The sequence below is a fragment of the Nocardioides sp. FY1077 genome, assembly GCF_058681775.1.
Genome location: NZ_JBZWDB010000001.1, coordinates 855,869 through 872,145 on the forward strand (window position 1 = coordinate 855,869; position 16,277 = coordinate 872,145).

Below are 16,277 nucleotides of genomic sequence, written 5' to 3' on the forward strand. Positions count from 1 at the left end.
TGGGACCATGAGGTCATGGACAGGGCGGCGTTCCCGACGGACGGCGACGTCGTCGGCGACTTCGTGCTCCAGGAGCGCCTCGGCTCCGGCGCGATGGGGGTGGTGTTCGCCGCCGAGCAGCGCGGTCTCGGACGTCGCGTCGCGCTCAAGCTGATCGCCCCCGAGCTGGCCTCCGACGAGGTCTTCCGCGACCGCTTCGCGATCGAGGCGCGGGCCCTGGCCACCGTCGACTCGCCCCACGTCGTCACCGTGCACACCTACGGCGAGCACGACGGCCTGCTGTGGATCGCCACCCAGCTCGTGCCCGACGGCGACCTCGGCGCACTGGTCGAGGACCACGGCCCGCTGCCCGTGGCCCAGGCCCTCGACACCGCCGCCCAGGTGGCCGACGGCCTGTCGGCCGTGCACGAGGCCGGCATGGTGCACCGCGACGTCAAGCCGGCCAACGTGCTGCTGCGCCGTCGCGGCGACGGCTGGCAGGCCTACGTCTCCGACTTCGGCATCGTGCGGACGCCGGGCTCGAGCGGGCTGACCACCGGCGGCGGCAGCATCGGGACGCCGTCGTACATGGCCCCCGAGCTGCACCTCGGCCACCCCGCCGAGGTCACCTGCGACGTCTACTCCCTCGGCTGCGTGCTCTGGACGGCGATGACCGGGCGCCCGCCCTACACCGGCACCACCGACTACACGCTGGTCGAGGCCCACCGCAACGACCCCGTGCCGCAGCTGGCGCGGCCCGGGTCGGGGCCCGCCGACGCCGTGCTGCGCACCGCGATGGCCAAGAAGCCCCGTGACCGCTACCCCAGCGCCGCCGCGATGGCCGTCGCGCTGCGCGACGCCGCCGCGACCGTGCCGCCAGGCCTGGTGCTGCCCGCGCCGGCCCGGCCGCCCGCGCCCGCCGCGGCGGTGCATCCGGTCGTGGACCCGGTGGTGGCCTCGCCGCCGGACCCCGTGCCCGTGCGGGAGCCCGCCGACCCGACCCCGGAGCCGGCACCTGCGGCCGTGCCGTCGCTGTCGGCAGCGCCCCGGACGGGCGGCCGCCTGTCCTGGTGGGAGGGCCCCCGCCCGGCGGGCCGGCGCCGGGCGCCGGTGGTGGCCGCTGCGGCGGTGCTGGCCCTGCTGGTGGCCGCGGCTGCCGCGTACTGGGCGCTCACCCGTCCGCCCGACCCGGCCGACGCCGTCGGCGACCTCGCCCGGGCCTGGACCGGGGGCGACTGCCCGCTCTACGCCTCCGCGACCACCCCGACCTATCGCGAGGCCCGCAGCAGCGCCACCTGCGCCGAGGCGGAGGCCTACTTCGCGCGGCTCGACGACGAGCGCGACGGCTTCGACCTCGACGTCCTCGACAGCGAGGTCGACGGCGACCGGGCGTTCGTGCTGACCCGCGAGACCTACACCGACCTCACCGGTGGCGACCCCGTCGCCACGGAGCGGACCTGGGTGTACGCCCTGGTGCGCGATGACGACCGCTGGCGGGTGGACAGCGCGGCCGAGCGCAGGTGACCTCGGGCCGCCGCGCGGAAACCCCGGCGACACCCGGTCCGGGGCCGGGGACACTCACGGGGTGGACGAGTGGTGGGACCTGCTGCTGGAGCACCTGCGTGCCTGGGCCGACGTGGTCGAGACCGCGCCGGGACGCCTCCGCCTGACCGTGCCCGCACCGGCCGGTCAGCGCGTGGTCGAGGTGGTGATGACACCGCAGCAGTGGGACGACACCGCGTCGGTCATGTTCGGCAGCGTCGCCTCGGCGGCGGGGCACGTGCGCCTGCGCGTGCAGGAGATGGGCCTTGAGCACACCCACCTGGTGCACGACGACAGCTACGACCTGGTACCGGCCACCGGCGACACGCTGCCGCCGGACGAGGAGCCCGACGTCCGCTTCGACCCCGAGGCGGCCGCCCGGGCGGCGCGGGAGGGACGGCGCTGGGGCTGGTACGCCGAGTCTGCCGACGGCAGCAGGTCGTGGTTCAGCGACTCCGACGACAACGGCGACGGCGAGCCCGCGGACCCGCCGTCCCGGTAGGCGCGTCGCTCAGCCGGCGGCGGGGACGGTGACCCGCACCCGCATCCGCTCGACCCGGTCGCCGGGGCCCTCGGCGGTGTATCGGACGGAGTCGGGGAAGGAGGTCGCCTCGTCGCCGGTGCTGGGGCCGACGCGGGCCCCGGAGCCGACCACGCCGCCGCGGCAGACCTCGTCGAGGCTGGTCACGCCGTAGCTGCTCCGGGGGAAGGTCAGCGCGGTCGTCGAGCGCCAGCGCGTGCCGTCCTTGCAGCCCAGCACGAGCCCACGCGCGATGAGGTCGCCGGCGCGGGTGGCGCGCTGCACCACGATCAGGTCGTCGGTCCGGGCGGTGACGGTGCGTGCCTTGGTGACCACCTTGGCCTCGCACGTGGTCGTCCGCGACTCGATCAGCACGCCGCCGGTGGGCCGGCTTAGCCCGTCGAGCGTGGCCTCGAGGTGCAGCACGCCGTCGCGGGCGGTGCCGCCGACCTCGATTGACTGCTCGGTGTCGCCCTCCTGGCCCACGACGAAGCCCGTCCACCGGCCGTCACGCACGCCGCGCAGGTCGACGGTGGCGGCGGTCGTGCCGGCCTCGCCGGGCGACAGCGCCACGCGCACGGTGCCGGCCCCGCAGGCGCCGGTCACCGCGACGGCGCTCGGCGTCGTGGCCTCGGGTGCCGTGCCGGCAGTACCGGCGGCGGCACCGGCCGGCGAGGTGGTGAGCGGGGCGGCGGCGAGGCCGCAGAGGACGGCGAGCGCGGCGGCGCGGGGGACCAGCGGGGTCATGGGTGCTCCGAGGGCGAGGTGGGTGCGACGGGGTGCGCCCGGGCAGTCTGGCAGGCCGCGGCTCGCGCGCGGGGCGGCTAGGCCGAGATCGTCGTCGCGGCCGCCACCACGGCAGGCAGCAGCGAGTCGGCGATCACGGCGTAGCCGGCGCTCGAGGGGTGGAAGCGGTCGGCCGAGAACAGCCGCGGGTCGGCGGCGAAGGCCCGCGACGCGCGCTGGTCGGCGTCGGCCACCACGCCGCCCTCGGCCGTCACCACGGCGGCCTGGCGGGTGCGCAGGTGCACCCCGGCGGCCCGCACGGTCTCGCGCAGGAACACCGGCACGTGCGGCACCGCGCTGAGGTCGGGCGCCGGCGCGACCACCACCTGGGCGCCGGTGGCGCGCAACCGGCGTACGGCGTCGCGCAGCGCGGCGACCGCGGGCTCCGTCGGCTCGAGGTGGGTGAGGTCGTTGGCGCCGATCACCACCACGACCAGGTCGGGGCCCCACGCCAGCGCCCCGCCGACCTGCGCGGCGAGGTCGGCGCTGCGCGCGCCCGGCACCGCCAGCACCCGGGTCTCCGCGTCGTGGCCGTGGCGGGCCAGGCCCTCGACGAGGCGGGGGGCGAGCCGCTCCTGCTCGCGGGTCGCGCCCTGCCCCCAGGCGATGGAGTCGCCGAGCACGGCCAGTCGCAGCGTCATGGGTCCCAGGAGAGCAGACCCGCGCAAGCCGGCCGCGACCGCCGTCGGACGCCCTGGCTGTCGGAGTCCGACGGGCAGTGCTGAGCGGCGCCGGTCGTGCCGGGCGCGCGACCCGCGCAGCGGCGCGGTGTGCGGGCCTCGACGCGCGCCGCGGGGTGGGCACTGCACGTCCGGCTCCACGGTCCCTCGGGGTGCCCGGTGCTCAGCCGCCGGTGAGGCTGAAGTGCTGGTAGTCCTTGAGCGAGTCGTAGGCGCCGCCCCACGACCACCCGATCTCCGCGAACGCCGCCACCACGGGCCCGTCGGCGGTGACCGTGCCGGGCGCGCGGCGACTGCGGTCGAGGTAGGCCGAGGCCAGCTCGGGCAGCACCACCCGCTCCGGGCCGGTGCCGCGCACGTACGGGTTGTGGAACGGGTTGACGTCGACAGCCAGGCCGTAGGCGTGCTCGGAGTACGACGTGCCGCCGGTGACCGCGCGACACACGAACGCCCCCGTGGTGCCGCCGTCGCCGGTGGGCGGGGCGTCCAGCTCGGCGCGGGTGGTGATCGCGACCTGCTCGAGGGGGAAGCCGGCCTCCCACAGGCGCCGGAAGACCAGCGCGAGGTCGTCGGCCACCGACGCCGCGACCAGCAGCTCGCCGGTGTGCCGGGCGCCGTCGAAGCCGCGGTGCACGACGCGCAGCCAGGCCAGGTCGCCCACCGCCACGGGACAGCCCGGCTCCCACGTCGAGCGGCGCACGACGTCCGCCGGCGGCGGGGAGACCACCCGCGAGGCGTAGCCGCGTCCCGGGAGCGCCGCGACCGGGTCGGGCAGCGTGAAGCGGCGCAGTCGCAGCGCCGGAGGCGTGGGCCGCACCTCGCCGTACCCGGTGGCGGCGCGCGGCAGCACGCGGGTGCCGAGCCACGGCGGCGGCACGGTGCCGACGGGCGGCTGCTCGGGCGCGGGCTCCGCGGTGGGCTCGGCGGTGCTGGGTGCGGTGCTGGCTGGCGTGCTGGGCGCGGACGGCGCCGGCCGGGTCGTCGCGGTCGGCACGGGACGCTGGTCGGGGGCGCCGCAGCCCGCGGCGGTCAGGGCGAGGCCCGCGATGAGCAGCAGGGCCGGGCGCGGGCGGGGCATGCGCCCACGCTAGGGCCGCCGGGGTGAGCAGTGCGGACGGCGGGCCGACCTAGGGTCGGGGGCATGAGCGACGAGAAGCCGACGTACGTCGAGAAGGGCAAGGAGTTCTCGCGGGACATGACCTACGTGTCCGACCGGATCACCCGCGACGCCCGCACCCCTGAGCACGGTCCGGTCGACGGCACGATGTGGCCGGTCGAGCCCGGCCGCTACCGGCTGGTCGCGGCCAAGGCGTGCCCGTGGGCCAACCGGTCGATCATCGTGCGCGAGCTGCTCGGCCTGCAGGACGTCATCTCGCTCGGCACCCCCGGGCCCACCCACGACGCCCGCAGCTGGACCTTCGACCTCGACCCCGGCGGCAAGGACCCGGTGCTCGGCATCGAGCGGCTGCAGGAGGCCTACTTCGCCCGCTTCCCCGGCTACGAGCGCGGCATCACCGTGCCGGCCGTGGTGGACGTGGCCACCGGTGGGCTGGTCACCAACGACTTCCCGTGGATCACCCACGACCTCGCCGCCGAGTGGAAGGACCATCAGCGGCCCGACGCGCCCGACCTGTGGCCCGACGACGTGCGCGAGGAGATGGAGGAGGTGATGCAGCGGGTGTTCACCGAGGTCAACAACGGCGTCTACCGCTGCGGCTTCGCCGGCTCGCAGGAGGCCTACGACAAGGCCTACGACCGCCTCTTCACCGCTCTCGACTGGCTGGAGGAGCGGCTCACCGACCGCCGCTACCTGATGGGCGAGCGGGTGACCGAGGCCGACGTGCGGCTGTTCACGACGCTGGCGCGCTTCGACCCCGTCTACCACGGCCACTTCAAGTGCAACCGCAACAAGCTGAGCGAGATGCCGGCGCTGTGGGGCTACGCGCGCGACCTGTTCCAGACGCCGGGGTTCGGCGAGACGATCGACTTCGAGCAGATCAAGGCGCACTACTACGTCGTGCACACCGACATCAACCCCTCCGGCATCGTGCCGAAGGGCCCCGACCTGGCCGGCTGGCACACCGCCCACGGCCGCGAGCGCCTCTGACCTCGCCGGCTGCGGCGTCCGGGCGCCGGCTGCGCGCCTAGGCTGGGCGCGTGGGACACGGTCACGGGCACGGTCACGGGCGGGCCGCCGGTCGGGGGCACGCCGCGGGGCGTGCCGACGACCGTCGCCGCCTGCGGGTGGTGCTGGCCGTCACCGCGAGCGTGATGGTGCTGGAGGTGGTCGGGGCGCTGCTGACCGGCTCGCTGGCGCTGCTGGCCGACGCGGGCCACATGGCCGCCGACGCTGGCGCGGTGGTGCTGGCGCTGGGGGCGTCGTACGTCGCCGGGCTGCGGCCCGGGCCGCGCTCCACCTTCGGTCTGCACCGCGCCGAGATCCTGGCCGCCCTGCTCAACGCGCTGGCGCTGCTGGGGGTCTGCGGCTACCTCGCCTGGGCCGGTCTCAGCCGCCTCGCCGACCCGCAGCCGGTCGACGCCGCCCCGATGATCGCGTTCGCGGCGGTGGGCCTGGTGGCCAACGCGGTGTCGATGGTGGTGCTGAGCCGCTCGGCGTCGGGGTCGCTCAACCTGCGCGGCGCCGCCAACGAGGTGCTCGCCGACCTGCTGGGCTCGGTGCTGGTCGTCGTCGCCGGTGCGGTCGTGCTGCTCACCGGCTTCCAGCGCGCCGACCCGCTGGCGTCGCTGGCGATCGCGGTGATGATCCTGCCCCGAGCGGTGCTGCTGGCCCGCGACGCGGTGGCGGTGCTGCTCGAGGTGGCACCCGCCGACCTCGACATCGCCGACGTGCAGCGCCACCTCGCCGACGTCCCGGGGGTGGTGGAGGTGCACGACCTGCACGCCTGGACGATCACCAGCGGGCTGCCCAGCCTCTCCGCCCACGTGACGGTCACCGACGAGGCCCTCGCCGCTCGCGGCGTCGGCGCGGTGCTCGACGACCTGTGCGGGTGCGTGGCCGAGCACTTCGACGTACGCCACGCGACGTTCCAGGTCGAGCCGGTCAGCCACCGGGCCCACGAGGACCTGGGCGAGGTGCACTGACCGCTCAGGCCCCACCCGTCACGGCGGTCGGGGCAAACCCTTGGTTGTCGACCGAGGCTTCGGCCGACAACCAAGGGTTTCACCGGATATCCGGTGAAACCCGCAAGCCCTCAGTCCTCCGCTGCAGCCCGGAGCTTGACCAGGGTCCGCTCGATCCCGCGCAGGATGCGGGGGGCCACGCCGGAGCGGTGGTAGGCGGCCTGGACCAGGCCGGGGTAGCGGCTGATGTCCCAGGTCTCGGTGACGCGGGTGCGCCCGTCGGGCAGCGCGGCGAGCTCGTAGCGCCAGCGGTGGAGGCCGACGTGGCGCCAGGCGATGAGGCGGTCCTCCTCGAGCTCGACGACCCGGTTGCGGATCAGGTACGGCGCACCGATGCGCATCTTCATGCCGAACGTCGAGCCCAGCACGAGCCGGTCGGGGCCGCTGAGGGCGCCGCGCACGGTGCCGGAGCCGTCGATCAGGGGGTGCTGCCGGGGGTCGGCGAGGATGTCGAAGACCGCCGCGGGCGGGGCGTCGACGACGGTGGACGCGGTGACGGGAGGGCGGGCCATGGCCCGACGCTAGCCGGGTCGGTTGGCGCGGCGCTCACCCTCGGCGGTACGTTGTGGGGGACCACGATGTGTCCCGGGTCACAGGCGCACCACCCCCGCGCCGGTGCTCCCGCGGACCCACCGCCCGGCCGCGGAGACCCCGACGGGCCGGTGACCTCGAAGGAGCGCCCACGTGAGCCAACCGACCTTCGGCCCCGACCTGGTGGAGGTCTTCGGACCCTCCCAGAGCGACGGCGGCCCCGAGCTGGTGCAGCTGCTGACCCCGGAGGGCGAGCGGGTCCACCACCCGGAGTTCGACCTCGACTTCAGCGCCGACCAGCTGCGCGGCTTCTACCGCGACATTGTGCTGACCCGGCGCATCGACACCGAGGCCACCGCGCTCCAGCGCCACGGCGAGCTGGGCATCTGGGCGCAGCTGCTGGGCCAGGAGGCCGCGCAGATCGGCGCCGGCCGCGCGCTGCGTCCCCAGGACCACGTCTTCCCCACCTACCGCGAGCACGGCGTCGCGTGGTGCCGGGGCGTCGACCCGCTCAAGCTGCTCGGGCTCTTCCGCGGTGTCGACCACGGCGCCTGGGACCCCGCCGACAACAACTTCGGGCTCTACACGATCGTCATCGGCGCGCAGACCCTCCACGCCACCGGCTACGCCATGGGCATGCAGCGCGACGGCGTCGTCGGCACCGGCGACCCGGAGCGCGACGCCGCCGTGGTGGCGCACTTCGGCGACGGCGCCTCCAGCCAGGGCGACGTCAACGAGGCGTTCATCTTCGCCGCGTCCTACAACGCCCCCGTCGTGTTCTTCTGCCAGAACAACCAGTGGGCGATCTCGGAGCCCATCGAGCGCCAGACCCGCATCCCGCTGTACCAGCGCGCGCTGGGCTTCGGCTTCCCCGGCGTGCGCGTCGACGGCAACGACGTGCTCGCGACGTACGCCGTGACGCAGGCAGCGCTCCAGCGCGCCCGGGACGGCCAGGGCCCGACGCTGGTGGAGGCCTACACCTACCGGATGGGCGCCCACACCACCACCGACGACCCCACCCGCTACCGCCTCTCCGACGACGTGGAGAGCTGGAAGCTCAAGGACCCGATCGCCCGGGTGGAGGTCTACCTGCGCCGCAACGGCCTGGTCGACGACGCGTTCGTGGCCGAGCTGAAGGACGAGGCCGACGAGCTCGGCGCGCGGCTGCGCGAGGGGTGCAAGGCGATGCCCGACCCGGACCCGATGAGCATGTTCGACCACGTGTACGCCGAGGTCACCGACGAGCTCGCCGCCCAGCGCGACGGCTACCGGTCCTACCTCGAGTCCTTCGAGGGGGCCAAGTGAACGCCGCGACCCAGACCCAGAGCCAGTCCCAGGCCCAGGCCCAGTCCCAGGGCAGGGGCCAGACCCAGAAGGTCACCCTGGCCAAGGCGCTCAACATGGGCCTGCGCCGCGCGATGGAGGACGACCCCAAGGTCCTGCTGATGGGCGAGGACGTCGGCAAGCTCGGCGGCGTCTTCCGCATCACCGACGGCCTGCAGAAGGACTTCGGCGAGGACCGCGTCATCGACTCCCCGCTCGCGGAGTCCGGCATCGTCGGCACCGCCGTCGGCATGGCCCTGCGCGGCTACCGCCCGGTGGTGGAGATCCAGTTCGACGGGTTCGTCTACCCCGCCTACGACCAGATCGTCTGCCAGGTTGCGAAGATGAGCTACCGCAGCAAGGGCCGCTCGCCCATGCCGATGGTCATCCGCATCCCGTACGGCGGCGGCATCGGCGCGGTGGAGCACCACAGCGAGTCGCCCGAGGCGCAGTTCGCGCACACCCCGGGCCTCAAGGTGGTCTCCTGCTCCAACCCCGTCGACGGCTACTGGATGATCCAGCAGGCCATCGCCAGCGACGACCCGGTGATCTTCTTGGAGCCCAAGCGGCAGTACCACGCCGACAAGGCCGACCTCGACACCTCGGCAACCCCCGAGCCGCTGTTCACCTCGCGGGTGGTGCGCCGCGGCGCCGACCTGACGCTGCTGGCCTACGGCCCGATGGTGAAGACCGCGATGAAGGCCGCCGAGGCCGCCGCCACCGAGGGCCGCTCCATCGAGGTCGTCGACCTGCGCACGCTCTCGCCGCTCGACATGGCGCCGGTGCTGGAGTCCGTACGACGTACCGGGCGCGCCGTGGTGGCCCACGAGGCCCACGTCAACCTCGGCATGGGCGCCGAGCTGTCGGCGCGGATCACCGAGCAGTGCTTCTACTCCCTGGAGGCCCCCGTCCTGCGGGTCGGCGGCTTCGACACCCCCTACCCCGCGTCGCGCATCGAGGAGGACTACCTCCCCGACCTCGACCGGGTGCTCGACGCCGTCGACCGCAGCATGGAGTTCTGAGATGGCCCACGACGAGTTCCTCCTCCCCGACGTCGGCGAGGGCCTCACCGAGGCCGAGATCGTCGGCTGGCGGGTTAAGGTCGGCGACGAGATCGCGATCAACGACGTGGTCGTCGAGATCGAGACCGCCAAGTCGCTGGTCGAGCTGCCCTCGCCGTACGCCGGCACCGTGCTCGCGCTGCTGGTCGACGAGGGCGAGACGGTCGCGGTCGGCACCCCGATCATCCGCGTCGGCGACCCCGCCGCGGCCGGTGACCCGGCGCCGGCGCCCGCGCCCGCGCCCGCGCCCGAGATGACGATCGACCTGTCCAACCCCGCCGCGTCCGGCGGCGGTGAGGGCGAGAGCCTGGTCGGGCGCAACAAGGCCGAGCGCGGACCCGTGCGCCGCGCCCGCAAGGGCTCGGCGTCGCCGTCGACCGAGGCGGGCGCCTCGGCGCAGATGCAGCTGCAGGGCGCGTTCGCGCCGGGCGGCGCGCAGTCCGACGACGTGGTCGCCGCCGACGAGCCGGCGGTGCCGGCCACCCCGGCCCCGCCCGTGCCGGAGCCGGCGCCGGCGCTGGTGCCGGCTCGCGCCACCGACCCCGTCGCCGCCCGGGCGCTGGCCAAGCCGCCGGTGCGCAAGCTGGCCAAGGACCTCGGCGTCGACCTCGGCTCCTGCCGCGCCTCCGGGCCCGGCGGGGTCGTCACGCGCGGCGACGTCCTCGAGGCCTCCAACGCGGCGGCGGGCTCGAGCCCCGCGCTCTCCGCCGACCTGGCGATGACCTTCGACTCCGCCGACCGGCGCGAGACCCGCGAGCCGGTCAAGGGCGTGCGCAAGATGATGGCCGGGGCGATGGTGGGCTCGGCGTTCACCGCGCCCCACGTCACCGAGTGGGTCACCGTCGACGTCACCGCCACGATGGAGCTCGTCGAGCGGCTCAAGGCGCGCCGCGAGCTGCGCGAGGTGAAGGTGTCGCCGCTGCTGGTGCTGGCCCGCGCGGTGCTGCTGGCGATGCGGCGCACCCCGGAGATCAACTCGTGGTGGGACGACGCCGCCCAGGAGGTCGTGGTCAAGCACTACGTCAACCTCGGCATCGCCGCCGCGACGCCGCGGGGCCTGGTCGTGCCGAACGTCAAGGATGCCCAGGACCTCTCGCTGGCCGACCTGGCCCGCGCCCTGGGCGACCTCACCGCCACCGCCCGCGAGGGCCGCACCCAGCCCGCGGAGATGGCCGGCGGCACGTTCACCATCACCAACGTGGGCGTCTTCGGCGTCGACGCCGGCACCCCGATCATCAACCCGGGCGAGTCGGCGATCCTGTGCTTCGGCGCGATCTCCAAGCGGCCGTGGGTCGTCACCCGCGACGGCGTCGACGAGGTCGTGCCGCGGCAGGTCACCACGCTGGCGCTGTCGTTCGACCACCGCCACGTCGACGGCCAGATGGGCTCGCAGTTCCTCGCCGACGTCGCCGGCATCCTCGAGGACCCCGCCTCCGCGCTGCTCTTCTGACCCCGAGCCCCGGCGTCGCCCGCTGCGGTGTGCGCCGGGTCGGGGCGGACGTCATACGAATCGTGGGTGCGACTCCAGGGAACGTATGACGCTGGCCCCGGCCTGCTCGGTCGCGGCTGGGCTGAGGGTCGGACGTCATGCGAACCGTGGATGCGACTCCACGCAGCGTATGACGCAAGCCCCGGCCTGTTCGGTCGCGGCGGGGCCGGGGGTCGGACGTCATACGAACCGAGCATGCGACTCCACGCAACGTATGACGCTGGCCCCGGCCTGCTCGGTCGCGGCGGGGCCGGGGTCGGACGTCATACGAATCGTGGGTGCGACTCCACGCAACGTATGACGTAAGCCCCGACCCCAGGGCCGGACGGCGGCGGATGAGCCGAGGAGGAACCAGGGGAGAGGATCAGGAGAGGGCGGCGAGCACCGCGGCCTCCCGGTCGCGGGCGAGCCCGGTGACGGGGGCGTCGGGGGTGGCGTCGAGCCAGGCGAGGGTGTCGCGGGCGCTGTCGGCGACCGGCCGCACGACGAGGCCGGCGGCCAGCGACGGGGCGGCGTCGTGGGCGAGCATGCCGTCGTACGCGGGGCGGGGGAGCCACAGCGGCAGCGAGGCCGGTCCCGACCACGGCTCGACGCCGTGGGCGGCGAGCACGTCGGAGGGCGCCCACACCAGCCGGGCGGTGGAGCCGACCGCCGCGGCCACCTCGGCGAGGAGGTCACCGGCGCGGGTGACCGGGCCGACGCCGTCGTAGGTGCCGGTGAGGCCCGTCTCGGCGGCGGCGACGATCCACTCCGCGAGGTCGCGGACGTCGACCACCTGCACGGTGTCGTCGGGGGAGCCCCCGGCCAGCGCCGCCGCGCCCGCGTACGACCCCGCGCCCGCCTCCGCCCCGGCGAGGCGCCGCGGCCAGTAGGCGAACCGACCGCTGGGGTCGCCGGGGCCGACGACGAGCCCGGGCCGCACGACGAACGCCCGGGCGGCGCCGGCGCGCACGGCGTCCTCGCAGGCCACCTTCATCCGCCCGTACGCCTCGGGGTCGTCGGCCAGGTCCACGTCGTCGGCGACCGGGTCGCGCAGCACGCCGGTGGCGGGCGTCTGGCCGGGGGTCGCCTCGTCGGCGTACACGTTGACGGTCGAGACGAACGTGTGGTGGGCCTCGGGCCACGCCGCCAGCGCCGTGCGCACCCACGAGGGCAGCCGCGCGACGTCGACCACCGCGTCGTGCGCCGCCTCGCCGAGCGCGGCCGGGACGCCGCCGGCGGCGCGGTCCCACACCACGTGGCGGGCCCCGTCGGGCACGTCGCCGGAGACGCCGCGGCTGGCGCAGGTGACGTGGTGGCCCCGGGCCAGGGCCGCGGCGGCGACCGCACGGGAGAGGAAGACCGACCCACCGAGGACGAGGAAGCGCATGGCCCGAGCAGACCGCGCCCGGGCCGTCGGCACAACCACCCCGCGGCGGGTTCCGCCCTCGGCGGAGGCCCCAGCCCCAGCCACCCAGCCACCCAGCCACCCAGCCCCGCACCCCCGAGAGCGGGTCAGCCCAGCGGCGGGTTGTCGGCGTCGAGCAGCCAGGAGCGGAAGAACGCCGTCAGCTCGACGCCCGACTCGTCCTCGAACCAGCCGGTGATGTCGTCGTAGGACTGGTTGGTGCCGGCGTGCTCGGCGGGCCAGCGGCGCACCAGCTCCCAGAACACGTCGTCGCCGAGCCGCTCGCGCAGCGCGTGCCACATCAGCGCCGGCACGTAGTAGACGTTGCTGGCGCCGAACGCGCGCGGGTCGTAGTCGGCCGGCGGGCCGGCCTCGGCGCGCAGCTGGTCGGCGACGGCGCGGTAGGTGTCGAGCACCGCCTCGAGGCCGGGGCCCTGCTCGCCCTGCCAGACCGCCTGCAGGTACATCGCCATGCCCTCGTTCATCCACAGGTCGCGCCAGTCGGTGGGGGTGACCTGGTCGCCCCACCACTGGTGCACCACCTCGTGCACCAGCACCTCCGGCGAGGTGGCGTAGTCGTCGGCGCCGAGGGTGATCATCGACTGCGTCTCCATGCCGCTCGCGGAGTCGACCAGCACGACGCCGAGGCTGTCGAAGGGGTACGGTCCGAGCCGCTCCTCCACCCAGTCGAGCGCGGCCGGGGTGGCGGCCAGCGCGTCGGCGTACTGCTCGGCCCCGGCCGGCACCCACCACGACACCGGCACCCCGCTCGCCGAGTTGGCCTCGGTGACGGTGTAGTCGCCGGTGGCGGCGGTGACCAGGTACGACGCGGCGGGCGAGTCGAGGCTCCAGCGGGTGGTGACGGCGCCGTCGGCCTCGCTGCGCTCGAGCAGCACGCCGTTCGCCACGCCGACCGCGGGCTCGGGCACGGTGAGGGTCAGGTCGTAGAACGCCTTGTCGGAGGGCTGGTCGTTCACGGCGTACCAGGTGAGCGCGCCGTAGGGCTCCTGCATCGTCCAGGTCGACCCGTCGGCGGCGACGGTCCAGCCGAGGCCCTCGACGTCGGTGCGGGTGGTCGGCGCCGGCACGGGCCGCGGGGTGCCGGCGTACTCGACGACCAGGGTCACCCGCTGGTCGGCGGCGACGTCGGCCTCGACCACGAGGTCGTCGCCGTCGTGGCGGTAGGTCGCGTCGGCGCCGTCGACGGTGACCGCGGAGGGCTCCAGGCGGCGGGACAGGTCGAGCACCAGCACGCCCGCGGCGGTGGTGGCGCGCAGCAGCACGGTCTCGCGACCGGTGAGCCGGGTGGCGTCGGGGTCCCAGGTGAGGTCGAGGTCGTAGTGCAGCGCGTCGACGCCGGGGTCGCCCAGCGCGGGGTAGACCGCGTCGGCGACGGGCCGGCTGAGCGCCGGGTCGAGCACAGGGTCCTCCGGCCCCGCTGGGTCGACCGGGTCGACGGCGCCCTCGGGGTCCACCGGGTCCGACGTGCCCGACTCGGACGGGGCTGCCGACGCGGAGGGCGAGGGTGACGACGGCGCGTCGGCGCCGCACCCGACGGCTCCCAGCGCGAGCGCGGCGGTGGTGGCGAGCGCAGCGAGCCGGGCGGGCCTCACTCGTCGCCGCGCAGCATCGGGCGGGCCAGCCGGCGCCCGTGGTGGATCTGCGCCTTCACGGTGCCGAGGGGGACGTCGAGCAGCCGGGCGATCTCGTCGTAGGGGAGGCTGTAGACGTCGCGCAGCAGCAGCGGCTCCACCAGCTGCGGGTGGTCGCGACCCAGGGTCTCCATCGCCTCCAGCAGGTCGAGGCGGGTGCCGGCGATGACGCTGGTCGTGCGCGGGTCGGGGCGGTCGAGGAGCGGGCCGCCGGCCTGCGGGTCTGCGGCGACGGCCTGGTTGCGCATCCGGCGGTAGGTGGTGCGGGCGCTGTTGACCGCCACGACGTGCATCCAGGTGGTGAACCGGCCGCGCCCGCCCCAGGAGCCGATCTTGGCGGCGATGTTGACCAGCGCGTCCTGGCAGGCGTCCTCGGCGTCGGCGGAGTGGGGCAGCACCCCGCGGCAGACGTTCAGCGCGCGGGGGCGGACGGCGGCCAGCAGGTCCTCCAGCGCCTCGCGGTCGCCGGCCTGGGCACGCCGGGCGAGCTCGTCGACCTCGTCGGGCGTGGGCGCGGGTCGGTCGTCGCTGGACAGCATGTCTCCACTCTTCCCGCGCTCGCAGATTTTACCCGTGCGGGTCGATCCCGCCGCAGTACCTATCATGCTCGGGTGTCCATGCCCCAGCGACTCGGCCGCTACGCCGTGCGTCGGCGCATCGGGTCCGGGGGCTTCGCCACCGTGTGGCTTGCCTACGACGAGCAGCTCGACTCGCCAGTGGCGGTGAAGGTGCTGGCCGACAACTGGACCGACGACCACCAGGTGCGTCGCCGGTTCCTCGAGGAGGGGCGCTACCTGCGCCGCGTCGACTCACCGCACGTCGTGCGGGTCTACGACGCCGGCGAGCTCGACGACGGCCGGCCCTACCTGGTGATGTCGTACGCCGACCAGGGCACCCTGGCCGACCGGCTCGACGTCGACGGGCTGACCACCCGGCAGGCCACCGAGGTGCTGCGCCAGGTGGGCGCGGGCCTGCAGGCCCTGCACGACCTCGACATCCTCCACCGCGACGTGAAGCCCGCCAACGTCCTGTTCCGCACCACCCGCGGCCCCGGCGCCGGCAGCGGCGGTCCGGCGGGCAGCGGTGCGGACGGCGACGTACAGGCCCTGCTCGGCGACCTCGGTCTCGGCAAGGCGCTCGACGTGTCGAGCCGGCTGACGATGGTGGCCGGCACCCCGTCGTACGTCGCCCCGGAGCAGGCCCAGGGGGAGGCCCCCGACGCCCGCGCCGACCAGTACTCGCTGGCAGCGCTGGCCTACCTCCTGCTCAGCGGCCGCCCGGCCCACGCCCACACCACCCTGCGCGCCGCCGCCAGCCCGGAGACCGTGCCGCCGCTCTCCACGCCGGAGCGCCCGCTGCCGGAGGCCGCTGACGCGGTGGTGCGCCGGGCGCTGAGCGTCGACCGCGAGGAGCGCTGGCCCGACGTCACCGCGTTCGTCACCGCCCTGGTCGAGGCCCTCGCGCCGGTGCTCGGCGGCGAGGTCGGCTCGGGGGCGATCGCCCGGCCGTGGCTCCCGGTCGACCCCGACCTCACCCAGCCCGGCAACCGGCCCTCGGCGCACCACCCGTCCGGCCCCGCGTCCCACGACGACCTGCCCGACCCGCCCGCCCCGCCGACCCCGGAGGGCGGTGCGCGGCGCCGGGGCCTGCGGCGGGCCGGCGCGGCGCTGGTGGCGCTGGCGGCCCTGGCGGCGGGCGGGGTGGCGGGCTACGCCCTGGTGGAGGGCCGCGCGCCCGACCAGGTCACCGTGACCGACGCGTCGGGCTCGCTGTCGGTGGTGGTGCCGGCCCGGTGGGACGACGCCGAGTCCGACCAGTCGTGGGTGGCCCCCGACGACGACGTGGCGTACGACGCCCTCTCGGTCGGCACCAGCGCCGCCTGGACCGACCCCGCGGGCGAGGGGGAGGGCGTGTTCCTCGGCCTGATGAGCGGCACGGCGCTGCCCGGGCGGATGCCGGGCCACCCCGAGTGCACCGCCACCGGCGAGCGGGTGACCGACTCCGTCGACGGCCAGGCGGTGCAGACCGTGCTCCACAGCGGCTGCCCCGGCGAGGGCGTCGTCGTGGAGCGCGTGGTGCAGGTCGCGGCCAACCGGCTGCTGTGGGTGCAGGTGCGCAGCGCCAGCACGGCCACCGCCTACCGCGTGCTCGACAGCATCGAGACCTACGGGTTGTGACGCCGGCGG

The 16,277-nt window shown here is 75.4% G+C and carries 15 protein-coding genes; 8 read left to right on the forward strand and 7 right to left on the reverse strand.

The features are described 5' to 3' along the window. Positions 1–15 precede the first annotated feature (15 nt). Both AC4OR8_RS03985 and AC4OR8_RS03990 read left to right on the forward strand, forming a co-directional pair. Complete coding sequence (locus AC4OR8_RS03985; protein WP_492164275.1) at positions 16–1,503, forward strand: protein kinase domain-containing protein; 1,488 nt, start codon at positions 16–18, stop codon at positions 1,501–1,503. A gap of 61 nt (positions 1,504–1,564) precedes the next feature. Next, complete coding sequence (locus tag AC4OR8_RS03990) at positions 1,565–2,023, forward strand: hypothetical protein (RefSeq protein ID WP_492164276.1); 459 nt, start codon at positions 1,565–1,567, stop codon at positions 2,021–2,023. Between the two features lie 9 nt (positions 2,024–2,032). Here the strand turns inward: AC4OR8_RS03990 and AC4OR8_RS03995 are convergent, their stop codons facing one another. The 3 genes from AC4OR8_RS03995 to AC4OR8_RS04005 all read right to left on the reverse strand — a co-directional run bounded on the left by AC4OR8_RS03995 (position 2,033) and on the right by AC4OR8_RS04005 (position 4,585). After that, entirely contained in the window at positions 2,033–2,788 is a 756-nt protein-coding gene (locus tag AC4OR8_RS03995; RefSeq protein ID WP_492164277.1) for a hypothetical protein, read from the reverse strand. 77 nt (positions 2,789–2,865) lie between these two features. Continuing rightward, a complete protein-coding gene (locus AC4OR8_RS04000) occupies positions 2,866–3,468 on the reverse strand; it encodes an SGNH/GDSL hydrolase family protein (protein WP_492164278.1) in 603 nt (200 codons plus the stop codon). A gap of 202 nt (positions 3,469–3,670) precedes the next feature. Next, positions 3,671–4,585 (reverse strand): M15 family metallopeptidase, encoded by a 915-nt coding sequence (locus tag AC4OR8_RS04005; RefSeq protein WP_492164279.1) that lies wholly within the window; start codon positions 4,583–4,585, stop codon positions 3,671–3,673. Between the two features lie 63 nt (positions 4,586–4,648). Between AC4OR8_RS04005 and AC4OR8_RS04010 the strand changes: the two genes are divergently transcribed. After that, the gene (locus AC4OR8_RS04010; RefSeq protein WP_492164280.1) at positions 4,649–5,614 is read left to right on the forward strand and encodes a glutathione S-transferase family protein; all 966 of its coding nucleotides are present in this window, start codon (positions 4,649–4,651) and stop codon (positions 5,612–5,614) included. Between the two features lie 50 nt (positions 5,615–5,664). Next, a complete protein-coding gene (locus tag AC4OR8_RS04015; RefSeq protein WP_492164281.1) occupies positions 5,665–6,609 on the forward strand; it encodes a cation diffusion facilitator family transporter in 945 nt (314 codons plus the stop codon). Positions 6,610–6,719: 110 nt separating this feature from the next. Here AC4OR8_RS04015 and AC4OR8_RS04020 read toward each other — a convergent pair whose 3' ends face one another. Continuing rightward, positions 6,720–7,160 carry an SRPBCC family protein gene (locus AC4OR8_RS04020; protein WP_492164282.1) on the reverse strand — a complete coding sequence of 147 codons (441 nt, stop codon included), beginning with the start codon at positions 7,158–7,160 and terminating at the stop codon, positions 6,720–6,722. A 172-nt stretch (positions 7,161–7,332) separates the two neighbouring features. Here AC4OR8_RS04020 and pdhA point away from each other — a divergent pair, with 172 nt between their 5' ends. From pdhA to AC4OR8_RS04035, 3 genes are all read left to right on the forward strand, one after another. Then, the gene (gene pdhA / locus AC4OR8_RS04025; protein ID WP_492164283.1) at positions 7,333–8,484 is read left to right on the forward strand and encodes a pyruvate dehydrogenase (acetyl-transferring) E1 component subunit alpha; all 1,152 of its coding nucleotides are present in this window, start codon (positions 7,333–7,335) and stop codon (positions 8,482–8,484) included. Between the two features lie 77 nt (positions 8,485–8,561). Continuing rightward, entirely contained in the window at positions 8,562–9,524 is a 963-nt protein-coding gene (locus AC4OR8_RS04030; protein ID WP_492164471.1) for an alpha-ketoacid dehydrogenase subunit beta, read from the forward strand. 1 nt (position 9,525) lies between these two features. Continuing rightward, positions 9,526–11,013, forward strand: a complete 1,488-nt coding sequence (locus tag AC4OR8_RS04035) for a dihydrolipoamide acetyltransferase family protein (protein ID WP_492164284.1) — start codon at positions 9,526–9,528, stop codon at positions 11,011–11,013. Positions 11,014–11,416: 403 nt separating this feature from the next. Here AC4OR8_RS04035 and AC4OR8_RS04040 read toward each other — a convergent pair whose 3' ends face one another. From AC4OR8_RS04040 to AC4OR8_RS04050, 3 genes are all read right to left on the reverse strand, one after another. Continuing rightward, positions 11,417–12,421, reverse strand: a complete 1,005-nt coding sequence (locus AC4OR8_RS04040; protein ID WP_492164285.1) for an NAD-dependent epimerase/dehydratase family protein — start codon at positions 12,419–12,421, stop codon at positions 11,417–11,419. A gap of 125 nt (positions 12,422–12,546) precedes the next feature. After that, entirely contained in the window at positions 12,547–13,860 is a 1,314-nt protein-coding gene (locus tag AC4OR8_RS04045; protein WP_492164286.1) for a M1 family metallopeptidase, read from the reverse strand. A gap of 188 nt (positions 13,861–14,048) precedes the next feature. Continuing rightward, a complete protein-coding gene (locus AC4OR8_RS04050; protein ID WP_492164287.1) occupies positions 14,049–14,630 on the reverse strand; it encodes an RNA polymerase sigma factor in 582 nt (193 codons plus the stop codon). A 78-nt stretch (positions 14,631–14,708) separates the two neighbouring features. Here AC4OR8_RS04050 and AC4OR8_RS04055 point away from each other — a divergent pair, with 78 nt between their 5' ends. After that, on the forward strand, positions 14,709–16,268 hold the full coding sequence (locus AC4OR8_RS04055) for a serine/threonine-protein kinase (protein ID WP_492164288.1): 1,560 nt from the start codon (positions 14,709–14,711) through the stop codon (positions 16,266–16,268). The last annotated feature ends 9 nt before the right edge of the window (positions 16,269–16,277 follow it).